Here is a 20,985-nt window from a genome sequence, read left to right on the forward strand (position 1 = left end):
ACACGAAACACGAATCCCAAATAAAAACATGAAATTATTTATAACAGGAATAGGAACCGAAATAGGAAAAACAGTCTGTTCAGCTGTTTTGGTTCAGCATTTTAAAACAGAATACTGGAAACCCATACAGTCCGGAGATCTGCATTATACAGACAGTCATAAAATCGAAGCATGGACAGATACCAGCTTTTGCCATCCGGAAACTTATCGTTTACAGCTGGCGGCTTCACCACATCAGTCTGCAGGAGAAGAAAATATTACCATCAATCTGAATGATTTTCAACTCCCCAAAACAGCAAATCCACTGATCGTAGAAGGTGCAGGAGGCCTTATGGTACCCATTTCAGACACAACATTTATGATCGATCTGATTGAGGAATTAAACCTTCCGGCAGCATTGGTCGTAAGAAACTATCTGGGCTGCATCAATCATAGTTTACTCTCAATCTTAGCCTTACAACAGAGAGAAATACCATTGGAATATTTAATTCTTAACGGAGATTTTCCAGAAGATACAGAAAGAGTAATCTGCAGCTTTATCGAAAAAGAAACAAAAATTATAAGGATTCCGGAGATCAATCATACCGATAAGGAATCAATACAAAATGCTGCAAAGCAATTAACAATAACAAAAATAGGATAATGGATACTAAAACAACATTGAGAAACAACTGGACCAAAGAGGAAATTGAAGAAATTTATCACTTGCCTCTGATGGAACTTATTTATAAAGCAGCAACCGTACACCGCGAATGGCATGACCCTTCTGAAGTACAAATTTCAACACTATTATCTATCAAAACGGGTGGATGCCCTGAAGACTGTTCCTACTGCGGACAGGCAGCACGTTATCACACCAACATCAAAGTACAGGCTTTATTACCAACTGAAACAGTAATTGCGCATGCTCAGAAGGCGAAAGATTCCGGTTCATCAAGATTCTGTATGGCAGCAGCATGGCGTGAAGTTCGTAATAACCGTGATTTTGACAGAGTAATTGATATGGTAAAAGGAGTAAATGACCTTGGTCTGGAAGTTTGCTGTACGCTCGGAATGCTTACGGAAGAACAGGCTTTAAGATTGCAGGAAGCAGGATTATATGCTTATAATCACAACCTTGATACTTCAGAACAATATTATGAAGAGATCATTTCTACCAGAACTTTTGACAACAGAATCAATACAATCAACAATGTAAGAAAAGCAGGAATCACAGTATGTTCCGGAGGAATTATCGGACTTGGTGAAACCCACAGAGACAGAATTTCAATGCTTCTGACGCTGGCAACAATGCCAAAACACCCGGAATCCGTTCCTATCAACGCATTAGCAAGAGTCGCTGGAACTCCATTAGAAGATAATGAAAAAGTAGATACCTGGGAAATGGTAAGAATGATCGCTACCGCAAGAATTGTAATGCCTTCTTCTATGGTAAGGTTAAGTGCCGGACGTATAGAAATGTCGGAAACAGAACAGGCATGGTGCTTTATGGCAGGAGCCAATTCCATTTTTACGGGAGAAAGAGAAACCTTATTGGTAACGCCTAATCCTGGAGTTTCTGAAGATATGCAGATGCTGCAGACCTTAGGATTGAAACCTATGATGAAAAAAGAAACATGCTGTTAGATAATTATGAATTATAAATGATAAATGATGAGTGATGAGTTGGATCATTAGTATTATCACTTTTATTACAAAATTGGTTTTAGAATTTTTATAAACAACTTTAATCTGATATAGGTTGGAAAACGCAAAGACGCAAATATTTAAGATAAATAATGTTTTAAGGCGCAAGGGTTTTATCTCCGATAAAATTGATTATGTACAAGTGATACTGTCAACGACTTAATAAGCGTTGTACTTGCTGAAAATCTAATATTGAGCGAAGTCGAAATATTCTTGCGTCCTTAAAATAATAGCAGTCGATGATAAACTTTGCGTCTTTGCGATTAATCCAACATTTACGCAAACATATTCAACTAAATTATTGTTAAATCCACCTTCATCACTCATTACTTTTTAGATCAATATATGAATACAACAACAAAAGAATTCAGCCTCCTGCAAAGAGATAAAGCAATCAACTGGCATCCCTATACTCAGATGAAAACAGCTGAAGATGCAATTCCCATTGTAAAAGGGAAAGGGATTTATCTTTATGATACCGAAGGAAAAAAATACATGGATGTCGTTTCATCCTGGTGGGTAACGCTGCATGGACATTCTCATCCTTATATTGCACAGCGTGTTTTTGAGCAGTTAAACACATTGGAACAGGTTATCTTTGCTGGCTTTACACATGAACCAGCTGTACAGCTTTCAGAGAATTTACTGAAGCTTCTTCCTGCCAGTCAGGAAAAGGTTTTTTACTCTGATAATGGTTCTACAGCGGTAGAAGTTGCTTTAAAAATGTGTATTCAATATGCATACAATCAGGAAAAAAAGAAAACGAAAATTCTGGCTTTTAAAAATGCTTATCACGGAGATACTTTCGGAGCGATGTCTGTAAGCGGGAAAAGCTTCTGGACAAGACCTTTTGAAAGCATGCTGTTTGAAGTCGTTTTTATTGATACACCCAATCCTGAAAACCTGAAAACCCTGCAGTCACAGATTAAAGAACTGGCCGATGAAGTAGCTTGTTTCATCTATGAACCATTGGTTCAGGGTGCGGCCGGAATGCTAATGTATGACGCTGAAGATCTTAGCCAGCTCATGAAATTCTGCCGGGAGGAAGGCATTCTTATGGTTCAGGATGAAGTTTTTACAGGATTTGGAAGAACGGGTAAGCTTTTCGCAGCTGATTATCTTACGGAAAAACCTGACATTATGTGCTTTTCAAAAGGGTTAACAGGAGGCACGATGCCCATGGGAATCACCACCTGTTCCAATGAAATTTACAATGCTTTCCTGTCGGATGATCGTTATAAAACCTTATTTCACGGGCATTCGTTTACAGCTAATCCTTTAGCCTGTACGGCCGCTCTCGCCAGTATGGAAATACTTCTGACAAACGAAACTCAAATGAATATCAACCGCATCACTCATCAACATTCAGAGTTTGTAAAAGCACTTGCTTTTCATCCTCATGTAGAAAAGGTTCGTCAGATCGGGACTATTTTAGCTTTCGATTTTAAAACCGGGAATGGTACTTCTTATTTCAATGAAATAGGGAAGAAGCTATACAATGAATTCTTACAGAGAGGGATTATTATGAGGCCGCTGGGAAATGTAATCTATCTGGTACCACCTTATTGCATTACATCCGAAGAATTGGATTTTGTATATCAGAATATTATGGAAGTTTTGGATCAGCTTAGAGATTAAACGATCCCTTCAGGTAATAATTTTTTAATTTTTTAAACCTTATAGATTCTAAGATCTATAAGGTTTTTAATATATGATAATCTGATATTCAATATTTTTAAACCAAAACATTTAATCAGAGTATCTCAGTGAATTCATTTACAGAATTGTTATTGGTTCTTAAATAATTTTTTTTACTTCTTAATTAGTTTTTTTGTAGAAAATCTTCCATTTCCAAAAATAGTTTTTGCAAAATAAACCCCTTTAGAAAGTTCAGAAACGTCAGAATTATTTTCTTTTACAGTCTTTAGTAATTTTCCATCAACAGAATAGATCTCTATCTTATCAATTTTTTCTTTTGACTGGTAAATTAAATGATGTTCTACAGGGCTTTCAAAAGTAATTTCAGGATTGTTTTTTATAGTTCCTTTTGTTGCTAATGTAGCAGTACCGTTTATAAGATAATTAACAATATTAAATGTTTCTCCATCGGTGCTCACAATGATATTATTATCAAAAACCTTTATTGAATTGATGCTATGATAAATTAAATTAGGATCACTTTCTATATATTCTCCAAATACGGGATCAACAGTTCCGTTCTGATCAAGCTTAGAGATATAATAATAAGTATATCCACTATTATTGAGTCCAGCAAAGCCCGCAATATAATAAGAACCATTTTTTTCATAGATATCCCGAAATTCAAGACCAACAATCCCATTATAATTGAATGTAGTATCTGGTGTACCATCAGCATTAAGTCTTCCTAAAACAGGTGGAGTCTGCCACGATAAATCATTTTTTGCATATACAATTTTATCAGCAGAATCTACTTTTACAATACTGGGGTCTCCACTAAACTGAACTTCTCCATTGTTACCAAAACCAACCATAGGCTGTCCATCAACAGTGTATTTTTTTATTGTGCCATTTCCGAAAAAAAGAAGATTAAACTGGTTATCTAAAATGATATAAGGAAGATATGAACTCTGAAAAGGATTCTGTTGATAAGTCAATATTTCTCCATTATTTCCAAAGCTATTGTCTAATGTACCATCAGAATTTAATCTCAAAGTATGAGTTTTCGAATCAGTTTGACCAAAAGAATCCATGCTAATTCCTGAAACAAGAATTTTATTTCCCTGCTGTATAAGATTGTTTAATTCAAAAGAAACGGATAAATTGGCTAATGCCCTTATTCCTCCATTTCCAAATGAAGGGTCTAATTGCCCATTAGAAAGTAATCGAACTACATCCAAATAATACGTATTATTTGTAGAATCATATCGTTTGAGTAGTAAAGTTAATTTATCATCAGTATGTCTTAGAACTCCAACAAGAGAACTATTATCGTAATTCAAAGCAATTTTACCATTCATACCAAAAGTCAAATCCAAAGGGCCACTGTAAGTTGTCGCTTTAGAAATAATTAATTGGTTGGTACTGGTATTATAGGATTTATAAAATACTGAATTTGTCGTTGCAGTTAATTCTCCTGCATATGTGCTTCCCGTTCCTAAATATGAGCTTCCTGCTGGAAGGGTGTAAATCCCGTTCGAAGCAAACGCAGGATCTTTGGAAATAATTTGTGCAAAAGAAGCTTGTGCCGCGAGAGTAAGCACAAATAATAATTGTTTTTTCATTGTTTGGTTTTTTAAATTTTTGAGGTTATAATGTAACCCGTAAGCCTGAAATTTTTAGGTTGTGGGTTCAAATGTATGGTAAAATTTCAGAAAAATAAATAGTCATCACATCTTTTTTCCTAAGCACCTAAACGAAAATTTATGATAAGGTTCTTCATTTTTTCTTACTACAAAAAGCATTATAACTATTTATTATCAATTCCATTTATGATATTGATTTTTTTATATTAATTTCATAAAAATATTGCTTTATATTTAATAATATGTTTATTTTTATCACAAACTAACAATTACAATTGGTGATAATTCAGATTTTCACAATATCATATTTATGCGTATGGAAAATCCAGAAAAAGAGAAAGAAGACTGTCAGTTCTGAAATGGAATAGAAACGGTTCCACTGTTCTGCAAAATCTGAAAGCAAAGAACAAAGTAGCGAAGATCAGCACATGATCATGTTGAGCGATTGCTGCATTATTGCAACATTACCTTACCGTCCAATTAAGATTAAAAATATCTGATACTCCTACGCAGTAGGGAGTCAAATAATTGATGGCTAAAAGTAAATTGATAATCACCCTTTAATATTAATATTTAAACTATGAAAACAAACAAAATGTGGCTACTGGCCTTTCTGTTAATCATTCTTTCCAGCTGTTCTACGATGGAAGAAAAAGTTTTTTCAGAAGAATCTGAAACCAACCTGAATGCCAGTGCAAGAGCATTGGCAGCAACCCCAATGCTGCATGTCGGAGGCAGAAACCTTCAGGACCCCTGTGGCAATAATGTTCTCTTACATGGTGTTGCCATAACACCCAGCCCCTGGTTTAATGGATGTCAATATGGTGCCAATTCAGGCTACTGTACCTGGGACAATTACAATGTTCAGGGAGCCCTGAACTATAACAAAGCTGTCATGAACAAACTCAGCAACGCTGCCGATGGCTGGTATCTCAATTACATTCGCCTTCACATTGATCCATATTGGACCAATGATCCCGGACCGGCTATCCCTGAGAACGATATCTCAAGATTCAATTATAACCGCCTGGTTACTTATACAGATCAGGTGATTATTCCACTCATCAACCATGCCCGCAGCCTGGGAATGTATGTCATCCTGCGTCCGCCAGGTGTATGTCCGAGCCGTATTGCTGTGAACGATGCCTATCATAGTTATCTTAAAACCGTATGGACCTTTTTGTCACAGCATCCGGGCTTAAAGAATGCTGACAACGTAATGTTCGAATTAGCAAATGAACCTGTTGAAATCCTTGGAACAAATGGCACATGGGGATCTACAGGAAACGAGCACTTTGCAGCACTTAAAAATTTCTTCCAGCCTTTAGTCAATATTATCCGTAACAACGGAGCCAATAATGTTTGCTGGATACCGGGTACAGGATGGCAATCGCATTATCAGGGCTATGTCAATAACCAGATCACAGGGGGTAATATTGGTTACGCTGTTCATATTTATCCGGGTTACTGGGGTGGTGTCAACAATTATCAATCCTTTCAAAATGCATGGAATATCAATGTTAAACCAATCGCAGACATTGCTCCGATTGCCATTACCGAGACCGACTGGGCTCCTCAGGGATATGGTACCTTCGGTGTTGCTACTACCGGTACGGCAGGTGGAAGCGGATTTGGTGCAAACTTAAAATATATTGTGGATCAGTCGGGCAATGTGAGCTGGAACCTCCTTGCCCCTGATGATCTGCTTCACAAGGGAGACCCTAATGCAGGAACAGCCTTCAACAACGACTGGGAGGCCTGCGCCGCCCCAAGCAAACAGTGGTTTCAGCAATATGCGTCCTCCAATTATCCCGTTGGAAACTGTAACACAACCAGCAGCCTGGTCAATAATGGCATTTACGAAATTGAGTTTCAGACTGATGCCAATAAAGTACTTGATTTAAAATCAGGTGAGGATGCCAATGGCGCAGTGTTAAGACCATGGACAAGAAATGGTGCTAATGCACAGCGTTGGGTTGCCATTGATGCTGGCAATGGTTACTGGCGTTTTGTATCCAAAGCGAGTGCTTCTAACCGTTGTATTGACCTGACAAGTAACAGCAATACACTGGGAACGTCAATCCGCCTTTGGCAGAACTATAGTAATGACGCACAGGCATGGCAGGTAGTTGCGGTCTCCAATGGTTATTACAAAATTCTTTCAAAGGTTGATGCTTCGCGTGGCTGGGATATTCCAAGCTGTACCATGGACGGCAATTCTAACTTACAGCTTTGGGATTATTATGGTACATCCTGCCAACTGTTCAAGTTCAAATTTATAGCAATGAACTAAACATCTCAGAAAGATGTAATAAATGTGACTTTATTTTCTAAAATTTTTATATTATTTCGCGGTAAGCAGTCCTTACCGCGATTTTTTTTAAAACAAAAACCTAAAGCTTCACTATACAAGAAATTCATTTCAGTATCTTGTCATTTCTCCTGATAGTATGCCTTTGAACTGTAAATCACATATAAATTGACAATTTATTAAGCTGCTTTATGCCAATCCGTTTCCCCATGAATGAAGTTCAGAAAGAATAGGCCCCAGCTTTTGACCTCTTTCTGTCAGTTTATAATAAACTTCCGGTGGAAAATTATGCACTTCAGTCCGTTCAATAATGAGATCTTTTTCCAGCTGTTTCAACTGTTCTGCAAGTACTTTCTTGGAAACCCTGGGCATATTCCGCCAAAGCTCCACAAAACGCACCCGATCTTCCTCAAAGAGGTTTTGCAGGATCAGCGGCTTCCATTTACCAGAAAGGACATCCAGGCTTCGTCTTAATCCACAGTTTTTAAATTCTTCAAAATTCATAAGTCAGTTGAATATTTATGGTTAACCTTTTGGTAACCTTCGATTGTTTTACCCTGATCAGGTAATAACTTTGTTCAACAAAAATACCCAAAATGAAATTACAATTGTGGCGTAATGCAACATTACTACTGAATATTGATGGAGTTTCTATTCTGATAGATCCCATGCTCGGAGAAAAAGGTTCCAGAGGAAAAATGCCAATGACAGACAGCGAATTACTCAATCCTCTCGTAGACCTGCCTTTTAATAAAGAAGAATTAAATAAAAAATTAAAAAGTGTAGATGCGGTTGCTGTAACCCACCTTCACCCTGATAATTGGGACGTTGCTGCCATTGAACTTCTTGATAAAAACATTCCGGTTATATGCCCGGATGTCATTTCGAAACAAATTGCAGGACAAGGTTTCAAAAACATTATTACGATTAATAATGATCCGGTTCAATTCAAAAATATTGAGATATCAACCACCAAAGGACAGCATGGAACCGGAGAAATCGGAGAAAAAATGGGAATCGTGAATGGATTTGTATTTAAAACAGAAAATAAATCAGTATACATCGCAGGAGATACTATCTGGTATGATGAAATTGCTCAGGAAATTGCTCAGCATCAGCCACAACACATCATTGTAGCAGGAGGAGCTGCTACTTTTTCCATAGGAGATCCCATTATTATGACCAGCGAAGACATTCTGAAAGTATGTGAATATGCTCCGGAGTCTACTGTTTGGGTAACTCATCTTGAAACCTTAAGCCATTGCAGGGAAGACAGAAAATTTATTAAGGAGAAAATCAATGAAAACAGCTTAGAAAAGAGATGCTTTGTACTTGATAACGGTGAAGAAGCTGAATTAAAATTTTAATTAATAAAACTGTTTGAAAAAGTAAAAAAATTAAGGATAGAAAGCAATGATTAATTGATTTCTATCCTTTAAACGTATGACTAATCTTCTACATATCTATTTCTCGCGGCCTTCATTCCGAAATAGAGCATTAACAGTACCGCAGAACTCAATAAATAAAATGAGCTGTTCCAGGAAACATCCCAATCATGTAATTTTCCAAATAACGGAGGACCAAATGCAGCAATCAGATATCCAACAGACTGTGCCATTCCGGAAATCTTAACAGCATTGATACTGCTTTTCGTTCTTGTAGAAAAAAACAGAATAGATAAACTGAAAGACAAACCATTGGAAATTCCTATGATCACAGCGTTCACATAAATCCACTGAGATTTCAGGAACACAAACATCATCGTACTTCCGAACATCAGAGTGCATATAAAAAGAATCATAAGCCTCTGATCTTTCATCTTGCTGGCAATAATCGGACAGCAGAACGTCACAGGAATCATCGTAATCTGAATCACAAAGAAAACCCATCCGGAACTTTCTCCCTGCATATTAAAATCTGCAAGAAATGAAGGCAGCCACGTCACCAGACAGTAATAAAATAAGGACTGCAGCCCCATAAAAATACTGATATTCCATGCCTGAGCGGATTTGAACATATTAAAACCAGAAGTACTGATAGGAAGATTTTGATTTCTTTTATTAAAGATAAATTCCAATGTTAAAACAAGAAAACCTAATGCCGCAATAATCAGCCAGATTCCTAAAGAGCCTTTCCATCCAAAACCTGTCAGTTCCCCGATCTTTACACTAAAACCAGAAGCCAAAGCTGCTGTAAGATTCATGGATACGGCAAAAATCCCCGTCATAAGGCCAATCTGATTCGGAAAATTATTTTTAACATATCCCGGAGTAACCACATTTCCAATGCATATCCCTAAACCAATGAATACAGAACCTAAAAACAACAGCCAAAGAGATCCGCTGATACGTAAAAACAAGCCAAAACTTAAAATAATCAGGGAATACATCAGAAGTTTACTGATTCCGAACTTATTAGAAAACCTACTGACCAATACAGAGCAGGCCGCAAACATAAACAGTGGAATAGAGGTAAGCAGACTTACCTGAAAATTATCCAGTTTCAATGCATCTCTTATTTCACCCAATACAGGAGCTACTGCCACAATCGGAGAACGGAGGTTACTGGAAATTAATATAACTACCAGAACGTTAATAATTAACAAAACATACGAAGCATTCTTTTTTACTTCATTATTCATCATGATAAAAACTTTTCTGCAAAATTAGTATAGTAATTTTGTTTAATTTTGCCAAAGTTTTAACCTAAAACGACATGAACGCTAACGACAGTATAAAAATAGATGATCTTGAGAAACCTTATTTTGTATGGTTTGAAGAAAACTGGGTTCATGATGATGTTCTTCACCATCATCAGAAAGGCCAGCTTGTATATGTGGAAAGCGGTTTTCAGTACATTACTATTGATGAAAAAATTTATCTGCTCCCACAAAATTATGCGGTATGGATTCCTCCAAATGCAGTTCATAAAACCAATTCACATTCTGAAAAGATCAAGCTGATGATCATGTTTGCTGATATCAGCACAAAAAAACCTTTTTATAATGAGATCAATGTATTTTCTGTTCCCCCGGTTTTAAAAGAAATGATAAAATATGCAGAAAAATGGTCTAAGCAAACGGTTTCAGATAATGATGAAAACCTATTTCTGAAAGCATTGTTCAACGAACTTCCACAATTTGTAGAGCATTCATTAACTCTTCATATCAGTCTTCCAAAAGATCAGCGCCTTACAAAAATTATTAAGTATCTTCATCATCACTACCGGGATGAAATTAAAATGGAGGATCTCAGCGATGCAGCTCTTTTATCTTTCCGTACACTGGAACGTATTTTCAAAAAAGAAACCGGGCTCACCTTAAGTAAATACCAGCAGATGCTTCGTATCATTAAAAGTCTGGAGTTTCTGAGTGCCGGTCATCTTACCATTTCAGAAACAGCTTATGAAGTAGGGTACAGGAGTGTACAGGCCTATACCAGAAGTTTTCTGTCTGTGATGCAGTTCAGGCCTACAGATTTTGTTAAAACAATTCAATAGCCGTTTAAAGCAACTACAGAGCGGATCGAATATAGCGAAAAAGAGACTTATTGAGATCTTAAAACTTTGAGTATTCCTTTGTATAAAAGCAACTGACTTGTTTGAAAAAGAAAATAATTCACATTTTACATCATTTTCCACTTCAGCAGTCAATATTCAATTATGATATTATTGAAAACAAAAAGGTCCCCACGAATGGAGACCTTAAAAAAACACAAATGATGAAAAAAAATTATTTCGATTCACAAATATAAACAAAAATCATGTTATGCAAAACATCATAAGCTCATTTTTTTTAAAAATTATTTATTTTAAGTAAAAACAATTATTCTCTAAATGATTTTAGTTTTGTTTAGGATTCCGGAATTCTTTACACAAAAAACATATCCTGCTAAATATAATTCGCGCTCTGATGAATTGTATGCCGTTTTTTAGCCTCAACAGAAAAATTGCAAAAAGTGAATTATTATAAAAATAAAGCTTCTTTAACACAGTATCCAAACATACGTTTAACTTTTTTTGTGACTCTACTCATAAAATTCTATAGGATTTTTACAGTAATTTCTCCAAAACATACAGTATGAGTCCAAAAAAATTTAAGGGAGTCCCTAAACAAAAATTCGGAGGTTTTCATGATACGGAAACCAGGAAACTATTTGATCAGGAATCCATGTCATTGAAATTTGAAACATTAAAAGAACGGTTTTTCTCAGTCAATAAGTGGCAAAGCTATTGCGGGGAGGCATTTGCAGCATTTAAACTTTATGATTTTAACGGCCGTCCTGTGGATCGTGAACCACAGAAAGGAGATTTTATCAGGATTGATATTCCGGGACCGGGAGAGCCTGAGGCCAAAGGATATGATTGGGTAGAGATTACAGATATTTGTTTTTACGAGAACAGCTTTGCTGAATGTATAACAATGACCTGCAGACCGTCCAGAAACCCGGAAGACAAAAAAAACCGCCATATTGCTCATTTTTACAGCTCCGGATCAACCTCTACTTTTATGATATCAAAAAGTCCTGCTCATTTAAAAGCCGCAGTGTATGGACGAAATGAAAGACCTAATCTGAATGCTAAGCTCCTTGATGTCATCAGAAATCTTGTTATCGCAGCCGGTGGAATAATGGGAGCCGCTAAAATACAATGGAAACAGCTTACCGACGGTTTTTTAGATTTTGAATAACTATTTTCTACCTTTTTTGATCTAGATCAAAGTTTAGTATTTGTTGTACAGGGACCTTTGCACCCGAATATTTTAAACAAAATTTATGAGTACAACATTAGAAAAAGGACAGACTATTAATTTCTATCAGGCGACTGCTCCTATTATCATTTCGGTATTCGGGGTTTATCTTACGATAGGAATCGCCTTGGGAGTACTTCCCGGATTTGTCCAGAACACACTAGGCTTTGACAGTATTATTGTGGGGCTTGTTATTGGTCTCCAGTCGTTGTCAACACTTTTAACCCGCGCATATTCCGGAAAAATTACAGATACCAGAGGAGCCAAGAAAAGTAAAATGTCCGGTGTGGTATTAGCTGTTATTGCCGGGATTGTTTATGTACTTGCGGTACTATTTCAAGCTCATTCGTTAACGGCACTTATCTTTCTGCTACTGGCAAGAATCATTCATGGTGTTGGCGAAAGCTTTCTGGTTACCGGAGCATTAACATGGGGAATAGGACTGGCAGGACACTCCAACTCCGGAAAAGTAATGACCTGGAACGGTATTGCTATGTATGCAGGAATTGCAACAGGAGCTCCTTTAAGTATCTGGTTGAGTAAAGAATACAATATTCTCCCTGCTTTTATCCTTATAGCTCTGCTTCCGCTTGTAAGCTGGATTTCTACCGCAAAACTTCCTTCTATTCCTGTAGATAAAGATCATGTACGAACACCTTTTTATAAGGTGATCGGTACGATATCAGGCCAAGGGCTGAGCCTTGCTTTTTCATCAATGGCTTTTGGATGTATTGCTTCTTTTATTGCATTATTTTTCTCACAAAAGAATTGGGGGGATGCATCACTTGCTTTTATGATTTTCGGAATATGTTACGTTCTTACCCGGATTTTCTTTGCTTCATTTCCGGATAAATACGGAGGTTTTAAGATTGCTTTGATCTCTCTGATTATCGAAGTGGCAGGACAGCTGCTGATCTGGACGTCTGCGTCAAAAACACTGGCCATTATCGGATGTGGATTAACCGGAGTTGGATTTTCATTGGTTTTTCCGGCTCTGGGAGTTCTTGCCATTCAAAAAGTAAAGCCACAAATGAGAGGAACAGCGTTGGGAGCATATGTTGCTTTTGTTGATCTGTCATTAGGATTGGCAGGACCTATTGCCGGACTGATCGCCGGTTGGTTTGATTATCAGGCAGTCTATCTTTTCGGGGGAATCAGCTGTGTTGTGTCAATGTTTATTCTACTATATAATAAAAAATAAAAATGGAAAATACTATAATTACTCAAACAGAGAAAACGAAAAAAATACGTTCTGCATTTATCGTTAAAAATAAACAATATCTCACTCCACATCTTATCCGTGTAGTATTTGAAATCAATGAAAATCAGGTTGAAATGCTAACTAATGTACGCTCTGGTTCTAATAATAAAATCTTTATTCCAACTGAAGAGGGAAGAGATCCTTTAATCAGAACCTATACCAACAGAAAAATTGATCTGGAAAACAGGGAATTAATTGTAGATTTCGTTGCCCATGGTGATAACGGACCTGCTTCTGCCTGGGCACTGCAAGCAAGTTCTGGTGATTCATTGGAAATAGGAATGAAAGAAAGTGCAAGACCGTTAGTTCCTGACGCTGATTTTTATCTGCTGGCGGGAGATGCAACAGCATTACCTGTTATTTGCGCCATTGCAGAGCAGTTTCCTCCTTATGTATCAGTAAAAATATTATTAGAGGTGGCTGGGAAAGAAGATGAACTTATTTTGTGTTCCGCAGCAGATATATCCGTCGAATGGCTTCATAATCCTCATCCGGAAGAGGGAAGCCGGCTCGCAGAAGCTGTAAAATCGGTTCAGTTTTCACCCGGAGTTTTGAAAGAATATGTTTATATCGCTGCAGAATATACGACAGTACATGAACTTCGTACTTACTTTAAAACAACCCTGCAGTGGGATCCTCATGCAATATATGCATGTTCTTATTGGAGAGCGGGACAATCGGAAGGGAAATCATCTGAAAGTACTTAAGAAGCAGGATCTGCAGTAAATTTTTAGCATATTTATTACTACATTTGCTGCGACTGATTTAAATAAATGGAAGACGTATTAGTTTCATATATTAAAAGCAAAATATCAATAACAGACGAAGAATTGAAAGTTATTCTTTCTTATTTCAAACCTGTTAAATTAAAAAAGAACGAGCTTCTCGTTACCAATGTTCATTCTCCCAAAAAAACATTCTTTGTTGTAAAAGGCTGTTTACGGATATTTTATATTAATAAGGAGGGGCAGGATTCTACAAGATATTTTGCTTTTGAAAATCAGTTTGCTACAGCGCTTCATACCTTTATTACTTCTGAACCTTCTGATGAACTTCTCCAGGCTGTGGAAGATTCGGAGGTATATTATATTACCCATCAGGATTTTTATCATTTATTAGACATTATCCCACAATGGGAAAAATTTTACCGAATTTATATTGAAATTGCCTGTATTGCTAACACCAAAAGGCTGATGTCTTTTATGGTACAGGATGCACTTGAAAAATACAAACAGTTACTGGAAGAAAATCCAATTATTGTACGTCGGCTTTCTAATAAAATGGTAGCTTCCTATCTAAATATTTCACAGGAAACCCTAAGCAGATTGAAGTCAAAACTATGATTTTTTGTTTGACAAATCTAACATGATCAGGAATGACTATTATTTATTTAAACCATTTTTAAACTAGCTAAAATTATCAAAAAATTAATACCAGAGCCTGTTCAAGAAAAATTTAAGCCCTATATTTGCACTCATGTTAAAATGGTTCTCCATATTATGCTCAATGATGTATGTGCTGGCTACCACCAATGCGGGGGAAGTACTGAAGGTACCTATGTTTGTGGAACATTTTATGGAATACCAAGGAAGCTTATCAGAATTTGTCATGGAACATTATGATAATCACAAACAGGATTCTGACTGGGATATTGATCAGAAACTGCCGTTTATCAATCCTCCCATCGTACTGACTGTAAATGCCCAACTTCCGGAAATTACATTTGAACTAAAAAAACCTAAAGAAATTACTGTTTCCAAGAGAAACAGTATCTATAAGGAAAAAGATTTCTCCAATCAATACCTTTCCCAGATTTTCCAGCCTCCGCGGCTTTCTTAACAGATTTTATACTGACATTGCTTTAGCCTTAAAGCAGTCTATTTATTATTACATCAATTTAACCTGTTGTGCATTATAACACTGTTTATGATGTCTTTACTAAATTTTGTCGTAAATTTTTCATCATGATAAGTTTACAACAAAGCACATGATTATCAGGTAGATATCATTACTTACGGGTATAATATCTTCTGTGATCGTACAAATAAAGACTTCAGTGGCTTTTATAAGACATTCCGGGTTATCAATTAATAGTTTTTTCCATGTTAAATAAAATTATTGAGTTTTCTGTAAAGAATAAACTCATCATTGCTCTGTTTACAGTGGGGCTTGTTCTTTTTGGGGTCTATGAAACTACCAAACTTCCCATAGATGCTCAACCGGACATCACAAATAATCAGGTCCAGATCATTACCACAGCGCCTTCTTACGGTGCTGCAGATATAGAACGTCTTGTTACATTTCCTATCGAACAGGCTACAAGTAACATCAGCGGAATTACCGAACTTAGAAGTTTTTCACGTTTTGGACTTTCATTAGTAACGGTGGTTTTTGATGACAATACGGATGTCTATTGGGCACGTCAACAGGTTCAGGAACGTTTACAGCTTGTTCAGGACAACATTCCTGCGGGAATCGGTAAACCTGAATTAGGTCCTATTTCCACAGGATTGGGGGAAATTTTCCAATATGTCGTTAGGGCCAAAAAAGGATATGAAAATGTCTATGATGAAACTGAACTCAGAACCATTCAGGACTGGGTAGTCAGAAGACAGCTTCTGGGAACTAAAGGTGTGGCAGATGTTAGCAGCTTTGGAGGAAAACTGAAGCAATATGAAATTGCCATTAATCCAAACAAACTTCAGGCATTCAATATCAATATCAACGATGTTTTTGGGGCATTGGAGAAGAATAACCAGAATACAGGAGGTGCTTATATTGAGAAGAAAGAAACCGTTCTGTTTATCCGCAGTGAAGGGCTTCTGGGAAGTACGGAAGATATCGGAAATATTCAGGTGGCGGAAACCAAAGAAGGTATTCCGGTGCATATTAAAGATGTTGCTTCCGTCAAGATAGGGTATGCAACAAGGTATGGCGCTATGACCTATAATGATACCGGAGAAGTATCCGGAGCTATTGTACTGATGCTGAAAGGAGAGAATGCCAATGTAGTGATTGGGAATATTAAAGAAAGACTGGAAAAAATTCAGGAATCACTACCTGAAGGCATTGTCATTGAACCTTTCCTTGACCGTGCAAAAATGGTAAACAATACCATCAGTACAGTAAAAACAAACCTGATGGAAGGAGCTCTGATTGTTGTTTTCATTCTGGTTTTATTCTTAGGAAACTTCAGAGCTGGATTACTGGTAGCGTCTGTGATTCCTTTAGCCATGCTTTTCGCGATCATCATGATGAATATTTTTGGGGTAGGAGGAAATCTGATGAGTCTTGGAGCACTTGATTTCGGGCTTATCGTAGACGGAGCCGTCATTATTGTAGAAGCGGTACTGCATCAGCTGGCCCACAAAAAGCATTTTGGAAAAGACAATATGCTCAGCAAAAAAGAAATGGATGACCAGGTTTCCGGTTCTGCTACTAAAATGGTGAACAGTGCGGTTTTCGGGCAGATCATCATCTTAATTGTATACCTTCCGATCTTTACGCTTCAGGGAATTGAAGGGAAAATGTTTAAACCAATGGCCCAAACCGTTGCTTTTGCACTGATTGGAGCATTTATTCTTTCCCTTACTTATATTCCTATGATGAGCTCTCTGGTACTGAGCAGAAAAAAGAAGGAAAAAGAAAATATTTCAGACCGCGTAATGGGCAAAGTGGAAACAGGCCACCAGAAATTCCTGATAAAAGCCCTTAAATACAGAAAAACCATTATTCTGGGAGTATTAGTACTGTTTGTTGGTGCTGTTCTTACTCTTTCCAGAATGGGGGGAGAATTCATTCCATCTTTGGAAGAAGGTGATTTTGCGGTTGAAATGAGAATCCTTCAGGGAAGCAATATTAACGAAACAAAAAAAGCAACCACTCAGGCCGCCAATATCCTTTTAACCCAGTTTCCTGAAATACAAAAGGTGGTTATGAAGATCGGTAGTGCAGAAATTCCCACTGAACCGATGCCCATGGATTCCGGAGATATGATCATTGTTTTAAAACCTAAAAAAGAATGGACTTCCGCCAAAACATTCCCGGAGCTTTCTGATAAAATGAGTAAAGCACTGAGCGTTATTCCGGGATTGACTACCAGCTTCCAGTTTCCAGTACAAATGCGTTTCAATGAATTAATGACCGGAGCGAGACAGGATGTGGTATGCAAAATTTATGGAGAAGATCTCGACAGCCTTGCTGCTTACGCAAAAAAGATGGGAAGTATCATCAATACGGTAAAAGGAGCTCAGGATCTTTATATTGAGCCCGTTGTAGGAGCTCCACAGGTTGTGATTGATTATAACCGTTCAGAACTGTCCCGTTATAATATTTCTGTAGCTGATATCAACAGGGCAGTCAATATGGCTTTTGCAGGGCAGACAGCAGGCGCTTTGTACGAAGGTGAAAAGAAGTTTGACATCGTTGTCCGAATGGATAATGAACATAAAAAAGACATCACCAGTATTCAGAATCTATTAATTCCTACATCATCAGGAGAGCAGATTCCATTGTCACAATTGGCAAAAGTTGAGCTTAAAAACAGTCCGAATCAGATCCAGAGAGAAGATACCAAAAGAAGGATTATCGTTGGGTTTAATGTAAGAGGAAGAGATGTTCAAAGTATTGTTGAAGAGCTTCAGCAAAAAGCAGGTAAAAGCCTGAAATTATCACCTGGATATACCGTCTCTTATGGAGGAGCCTTTGAAAATTTAAATGAAGCCAAAGCCAGACTCGGAGTAGCTGTGCCGATTTCATTAGTGATGATCTTTCTGTTACTGTTCTTTGCATTCGGCTCTGTAAAACACAGCTTACTGATCTATACTGCCATTCCATTGTCAGCCATTGGAGGTGTTTATTTTCTGGCATTGAGAGGGATGCCTTTCAGTATCAGTGCGGGGGTAGGATTCATCGCTTTATTCGGAGTTGCGGTACTTAACGGAATAGTTTTGATATCAGAGTTTAACCGATTGAAAAAGAACGGAATAGCCAACACTAACAGAATTGTACTGATAGGCACAAAAATCAGGCTTCGTCCGGTTTTAATGACTGCTTTTGTTGCTTCGTTAGGATTTCTTCCTATGGCCATCAGCAACGGTGCCGGAGCAGAAGTACAGCGACCTTTGGCTACTGTTGTCATTGGTGGATTGATGCTCGCTACACTTCTCACCCTTTTTGTACTTCCTATTCTCTATGTTTTGTTTGAAAATATTAATAAAGATAAAATGAAATTCTCTAAAAAAACCAATTATAAAAAACTTTCAGTTTTCTTATTGCTGATCTCTTTCGGAAGTCTTCAGGCTCAGGAAAACATTACCTATGACCAGGCTTTGGAAAAGGCATATCAGCAAAACGGACACCTTAAAAACTCAAAATTAGTATCTGATTATCAGGAAAAACTAAAAGCCAGTTATCTGGATATTCCGCAACTGGAAGTTACAGGAGGATTCGGGCAGATTCAGGGAGAAGAAACCGATAATTCATTCGGAATTTCTCAGAGATTCAGTTTTCCTACTGTATATTCAAAAAGGAAACAGATGCTGGATGCAGAATGGTCTGCAAGTATCATTAATCAAAACCTGACTAAAACACAGCTTACCAAAGAGGTTACAGACGTTTTTTACAGAATATTGGTTCTTCAGGAGAAGAAAAAAGTATTGGAATACATCAGCCAGATGTACAATAATTTTGCTGACAAGGCAGGACTAAGATTAAAAAAAGGAGAAGCCAATATTCTGGAAGAATCAACCGCTGAAATCCAGAAAGAACAGGTGAAAATACAGCTGAACAGTCTTGAAAATGATCTGAATATGGCAAAACTGCAGCTTCAGTTATTACTTCAGTCCGAAACTCCTTACCAGCCGGTTGCTGATAAACCGATAATGAATATCGGGCTTCAGATTTCCGAGGAAATGGTAAAACAACATCCTGAGCTTCAGTATCTGCAGCAACAGATCAAAGTAGGAGAGGCCGAAGTGCAGTTAGAAAAAAGTAAACTTCTTCCGGATCTTCTTTTTGGATATACCAATCAGAGCATGAAAAACATCAATAACAACCGTTTCAATTCAGTGCAGGTGGGAGTAGGAATTCCTTTATTTACAAAGGGACAAAGAGCTTTGGCAAAGGCGGCGCAGGCTAAAATTGCCATCTCTGAAAATCAATACCAAAGAAAAGAAATTGAACTTAAAAACAGATTGAAACAGCAGCTGAATAATTATATGAACCAACAGAGAATCATTGAAAATTATGAACAAAAACAGCTTCCAAAATCCGAGACTATTTTAAAGACAGCCCAGAAACAGATGGAAGTAGGAGAAATTGATTATCTGGATTGGGTAATATTGGTGAACCAGGCCGTAAAAACGAAATCAGATTATATCGATCAGCTGGAAAAACTAAATCAGATCGGTGCCGAACTTAATTTCTTAATTTCAAAATAACAACGTCATGCATTTCAAGAATATATCAATATACAGCCTTGCCTTAATCCTTACTTTATCTTCATGTTCAGGAAAAAAAGAAGAAGAAAAAACGGTTTACGAAAACACAAAATTCACCAAAAACAATGAGAATTCGGTTCATCTTACGGAAAAACAAGTTCAGTCTGTAGGAATTACCATCACATCCATTCAGAACAGGAATATGGAGAAGCTGGTAAGACTGAACGGAAAAGCAGAAATTGCACCTTCTCACATCAGTTCGGTTTCCAGTATCATGGGCGGACACATCAAGTCTATTAACGTAATTAACGGAAGCCACTTCAATAAAGGACAGGTTCTAGCTGTTGTAGAAGATCCACAGTTTATACAGCTTCAGCAGGATTATCTGGTGACAAAAGCACAGCTTGAAGCCGCAAGACTGAACTTTAACCGTCAGAAAGACCTTAATACGAGCAAAGCAAGCAGTGATAAGACGATGCAGACCGCTCAGGCAGACTATTCTACTCTGAATGCTACTTTAAGAGGGCTTGAAGAAAAGCTGAGAATCATCGGAATCAATGCCAAAGGTTTACATACCGGGAATATCAGAAGTAAGATCAATATTTACGCTCCGTTTACCGGTTTTGTAAGTAAGATTCTTGTGAATAACGGACAATATATCAATCCGGCAGATACCTTGTTTGAGCTGATCAACCCCGCAGGACTGCTTTTGGAATTAAAAATTTTTGAAAATGATGTGAATGATGTGAAAGTAGGTCAGGAAATTTTAGTGTACAACAATCAGAATCCGGATGTAAAATCCAACGCCAGAATCGTCAGTGTAGTTCCAAGTATTGAAAATGGGGGATCCGCAACTGCAATTGCTAAGTTGTCCTCGGTAAATTCTGAATTTGTAAAAGGAATGTATATCAATGCTGAAGTTAATATCAGCAGCCGTTACACACAAGGGCTTCCGAACGAAGCGGTAGTATCTTTTGAGAATAAAAATTATGTTTTTGAAGATCTCGGAAAATCCAATTACAAAATGATTCCTGTGGTAGCCGGAATTTCTGATGATCAGTTTACAGAGATTGTAAAAGCAGATGCTTTAAAAGATAAAAAAATTGTGCAGAAAGGAGCATACAGCCTTTTGATGATGCTTAAAAACAAAGCAGAATAAGTTCTAAATACATATCATGCAATTAAAAGATCAGTCGAGAGATTGATCTTTTTTTATTTTAAAAGAATAAATACAAAGTATTCAGTTAAGCCTTTAT

At 37.3% G+C, this 20,985-nt stretch carries 16 protein-coding genes; 13 read left to right on the top strand and 3 right to left on the bottom strand.

What is annotated here, in order from left to right; translation table 11 throughout:
* The first annotated feature begins 28 nt into the window (after positions 1 to 28).
* The 3 genes from bioD to bioA all read left to right on the top strand — a co-directional run bounded on the left by bioD (position 29) and on the right by bioA (position 3,324).
* Positions 29 to 643: a dethiobiotin synthase gene (gene bioD, locus DYR29_RS04605; protein ID WP_047422998.1), complete on the top strand. Its 615-nt coding sequence runs from the start codon at positions 29 to 31 to the stop codon at positions 641 to 643.
* Positions 643 to 1,626, top strand: a complete 984-nt coding sequence (gene bioB, locus DYR29_RS04610; RefSeq protein WP_142716947.1) for a biotin synthase BioB — start codon at positions 643 to 645, stop codon at positions 1,624 to 1,626. Before bioD ends, bioB begins: the two co-directional genes overlap by 1 nt.
* A 405-nt stretch (positions 1,627 to 2,031) precedes the next feature.
* Positions 2,032 to 3,324, top strand: a complete 1,293-nt coding sequence (gene bioA / locus DYR29_RS04615; protein WP_213279499.1) for an adenosylmethionine--8-amino-7-oxononanoate transaminase — start codon at positions 2,032 to 2,034, stop codon at positions 3,322 to 3,324.
* Between the two features lie 173 nt (positions 3,325 to 3,497).
* Here bioA and DYR29_RS04620 read toward each other — a convergent pair whose 3' ends face one another.
* Entirely contained in the window at positions 3,498 to 4,949 is a 1,452-nt protein-coding gene (locus DYR29_RS04620; protein WP_213279500.1) for a T9SS type A sorting domain-containing protein, read from the bottom strand.
* Positions 4,950 to 5,550: 601 nt separating this feature from the next.
* Between DYR29_RS04620 and DYR29_RS04625 the strand changes: the two genes are divergently transcribed.
* Positions 5,551 to 7,263, top strand: a complete 1,713-nt coding sequence (locus tag DYR29_RS04625; protein WP_047423001.1) for an RICIN domain-containing protein — start codon at positions 5,551 to 5,553, stop codon at positions 7,261 to 7,263.
* 207 nt (positions 7,264 to 7,470) lie between these two features.
* Here the strand turns inward: DYR29_RS04625 and DYR29_RS04630 are convergent, their stop codons facing one another.
* Positions 7,471 to 7,785, bottom strand: a complete 315-nt coding sequence (locus DYR29_RS04630; protein ID WP_213279501.1) for a winged helix-turn-helix transcriptional regulator — start codon at positions 7,783 to 7,785, stop codon at positions 7,471 to 7,473.
* Between the two features lie 92 nt (positions 7,786 to 7,877).
* Between DYR29_RS04630 and DYR29_RS04635 the strand changes: the two genes are divergently transcribed.
* Positions 7,878 to 8,648: an MBL fold metallo-hydrolase gene (locus DYR29_RS04635; RefSeq protein ID WP_213279502.1), complete on the top strand. Its 771-nt coding sequence runs from the start codon at positions 7,878 to 7,880 to the stop codon at positions 8,646 to 8,648.
* Between the two features lie 80 nt (positions 8,649 to 8,728).
* Here DYR29_RS04635 and DYR29_RS04640 read toward each other — a convergent pair whose 3' ends face one another.
* Positions 8,729 to 9,925 (bottom strand): CynX/NimT family MFS transporter, encoded by a 1,197-nt coding sequence (locus DYR29_RS04640; protein WP_249413612.1) that lies wholly within the window; start codon positions 9,923 to 9,925, stop codon positions 8,729 to 8,731.
* A gap of 71 nt (positions 9,926 to 9,996) precedes the next feature.
* Here DYR29_RS04640 and DYR29_RS04645 point away from each other — a divergent pair, with 71 nt between their 5' ends.
* The 8 genes from DYR29_RS04645 (at position 9,997) to DYR29_RS04680 (ending at position 20,888) form a co-directional block, all read left to right on the top strand.
* A complete protein-coding gene (locus DYR29_RS04645; RefSeq protein ID WP_213279503.1) occupies positions 9,997 to 10,779 on the top strand; it encodes a helix-turn-helix domain-containing protein in 783 nt (260 codons plus the stop codon).
* A 580-nt stretch (positions 10,780 to 11,359) separates the two neighbouring features.
* Entirely contained in the window at positions 11,360 to 11,968 is a 609-nt protein-coding gene (locus DYR29_RS04650) for a hypothetical protein (RefSeq protein WP_213279504.1), read from the top strand.
* 85 nt (positions 11,969 to 12,053) lie between these two features.
* Positions 12,054 to 13,229 (top strand): MFS transporter, encoded by a 1,176-nt coding sequence (locus DYR29_RS04655; protein ID WP_213279505.1) that lies wholly within the window; start codon positions 12,054 to 12,056, stop codon positions 13,227 to 13,229.
* Between the two features lie 2 nt (positions 13,230 to 13,231).
* A complete protein-coding gene (locus DYR29_RS04660) occupies positions 13,232 to 13,996 on the top strand; it encodes a siderophore-interacting protein (protein WP_213279506.1) in 765 nt (254 codons plus the stop codon).
* Between the two features lie 66 nt (positions 13,997 to 14,062).
* On the top strand, positions 14,063 to 14,632 hold the full coding sequence (locus DYR29_RS04665) for a Crp/Fnr family transcriptional regulator (protein ID WP_047423014.1): 570 nt from the start codon (positions 14,063 to 14,065) through the stop codon (positions 14,630 to 14,632).
* A 133-nt stretch (positions 14,633 to 14,765) separates the two neighbouring features.
* Positions 14,766 to 15,128, top strand: coding sequence for a hypothetical protein (locus DYR29_RS04670; protein WP_213279507.1), 363 nt, complete (start codon positions 14,766 to 14,768; stop codon positions 15,126 to 15,128).
* A 263-nt stretch (positions 15,129 to 15,391) separates the two neighbouring features.
* The gene (locus DYR29_RS04675; RefSeq protein WP_213279508.1) at positions 15,392 to 19,729 is read left to right on the top strand and encodes a CusA/CzcA family heavy metal efflux RND transporter; all 4,338 of its coding nucleotides are present in this window, start codon (positions 15,392 to 15,394) and stop codon (positions 19,727 to 19,729) included.
* Positions 19,730 to 19,736: 7 nt separating this feature from the next.
* Entirely contained in the window at positions 19,737 to 20,888 is a 1,152-nt protein-coding gene (locus DYR29_RS04680; protein WP_213279509.1) for an efflux RND transporter periplasmic adaptor subunit, read from the top strand.
* Positions 20,889 to 20,985: the final 97 nt, after the last annotated feature.

Origin of the sequence: Chryseobacterium indologenes (assembly GCF_018362995.1) — a bacterium.
In the GTDB taxonomy this organism is placed as follows: Bacteria; Bacteroidota; Bacteroidia; order Flavobacteriales; family Weeksellaceae; genus Chryseobacterium; species Chryseobacterium indologenes_G.

What these genes read in the sequence shown, in the direction of transcription:
- bioD (WP_047422998.1), top strand. Translation starts at nt 29, where the DNA reads ATGAAATTATTTATAACAGGAATAGGAACCGAAATAGGAAAAACAGTC.
- bioB (WP_142716947.1), top strand. Translation starts at nt 643, where the DNA reads ATGGATACTAAAACAACATTGAGAAACAACTGGACCAAAGAGGAAATT.
- bioA (WP_213279499.1), top strand. Translation starts at nt 2,032, where the DNA reads ATGAATACAACAACAAAAGAATTCAGCCTCCTGCAAAGAGATAAAGCA.
- DYR29_RS04620 (WP_213279500.1), bottom strand. Translation starts at nt 4,949, where the DNA reads ATGAAAAAACAATTATTATTTGTGCTTACTCTCGCGGCACAAGCTTCT.
- DYR29_RS04625 (WP_047423001.1), top strand. Translation starts at nt 5,551, where the DNA reads ATGAAAACAAACAAAATGTGGCTACTGGCCTTTCTGTTAATCATTCTT.
- DYR29_RS04630 (WP_213279501.1), bottom strand. Translation starts at nt 7,785, where the DNA reads ATGAATTTTGAAGAATTTAAAAACTGTGGATTAAGACGAAGCCTGGAT.
- DYR29_RS04635 (WP_213279502.1), top strand. Translation starts at nt 7,878, where the DNA reads ATGAAATTACAATTGTGGCGTAATGCAACATTACTACTGAATATTGAT.
- DYR29_RS04640 (WP_249413612.1), bottom strand. Translation starts at nt 9,925, where the DNA reads ATGATGAATAATGAAGTAAAAAAGAATGCTTCGTATGTTTTGTTAATT.
- DYR29_RS04645 (WP_213279503.1), top strand. Translation starts at nt 9,997, where the DNA reads ATGAACGCTAACGACAGTATAAAAATAGATGATCTTGAGAAACCTTAT.
- DYR29_RS04650 (WP_213279504.1), top strand. Translation starts at nt 11,360, where the DNA reads ATGAGTCCAAAAAAATTTAAGGGAGTCCCTAAACAAAAATTCGGAGGT.
- DYR29_RS04655 (WP_213279505.1), top strand. Translation starts at nt 12,054, where the DNA reads ATGAGTACAACATTAGAAAAAGGACAGACTATTAATTTCTATCAGGCG.
- DYR29_RS04660 (WP_213279506.1), top strand. Translation starts at nt 13,232, where the DNA reads ATGGAAAATACTATAATTACTCAAACAGAGAAAACGAAAAAAATACGT.
- DYR29_RS04665 (WP_047423014.1), top strand. Translation starts at nt 14,063, where the DNA reads ATGGAAGACGTATTAGTTTCATATATTAAAAGCAAAATATCAATAACA.
- DYR29_RS04670 (WP_213279507.1), top strand. Translation starts at nt 14,766, where the DNA reads ATGTTAAAATGGTTCTCCATATTATGCTCAATGATGTATGTGCTGGCT.
- DYR29_RS04675 (WP_213279508.1), top strand. Translation starts at nt 15,392, where the DNA reads ATGTTAAATAAAATTATTGAGTTTTCTGTAAAGAATAAACTCATCATT.
- DYR29_RS04680 (WP_213279509.1), top strand. Translation starts at nt 19,737, where the DNA reads ATGCATTTCAAGAATATATCAATATACAGCCTTGCCTTAATCCTTACT.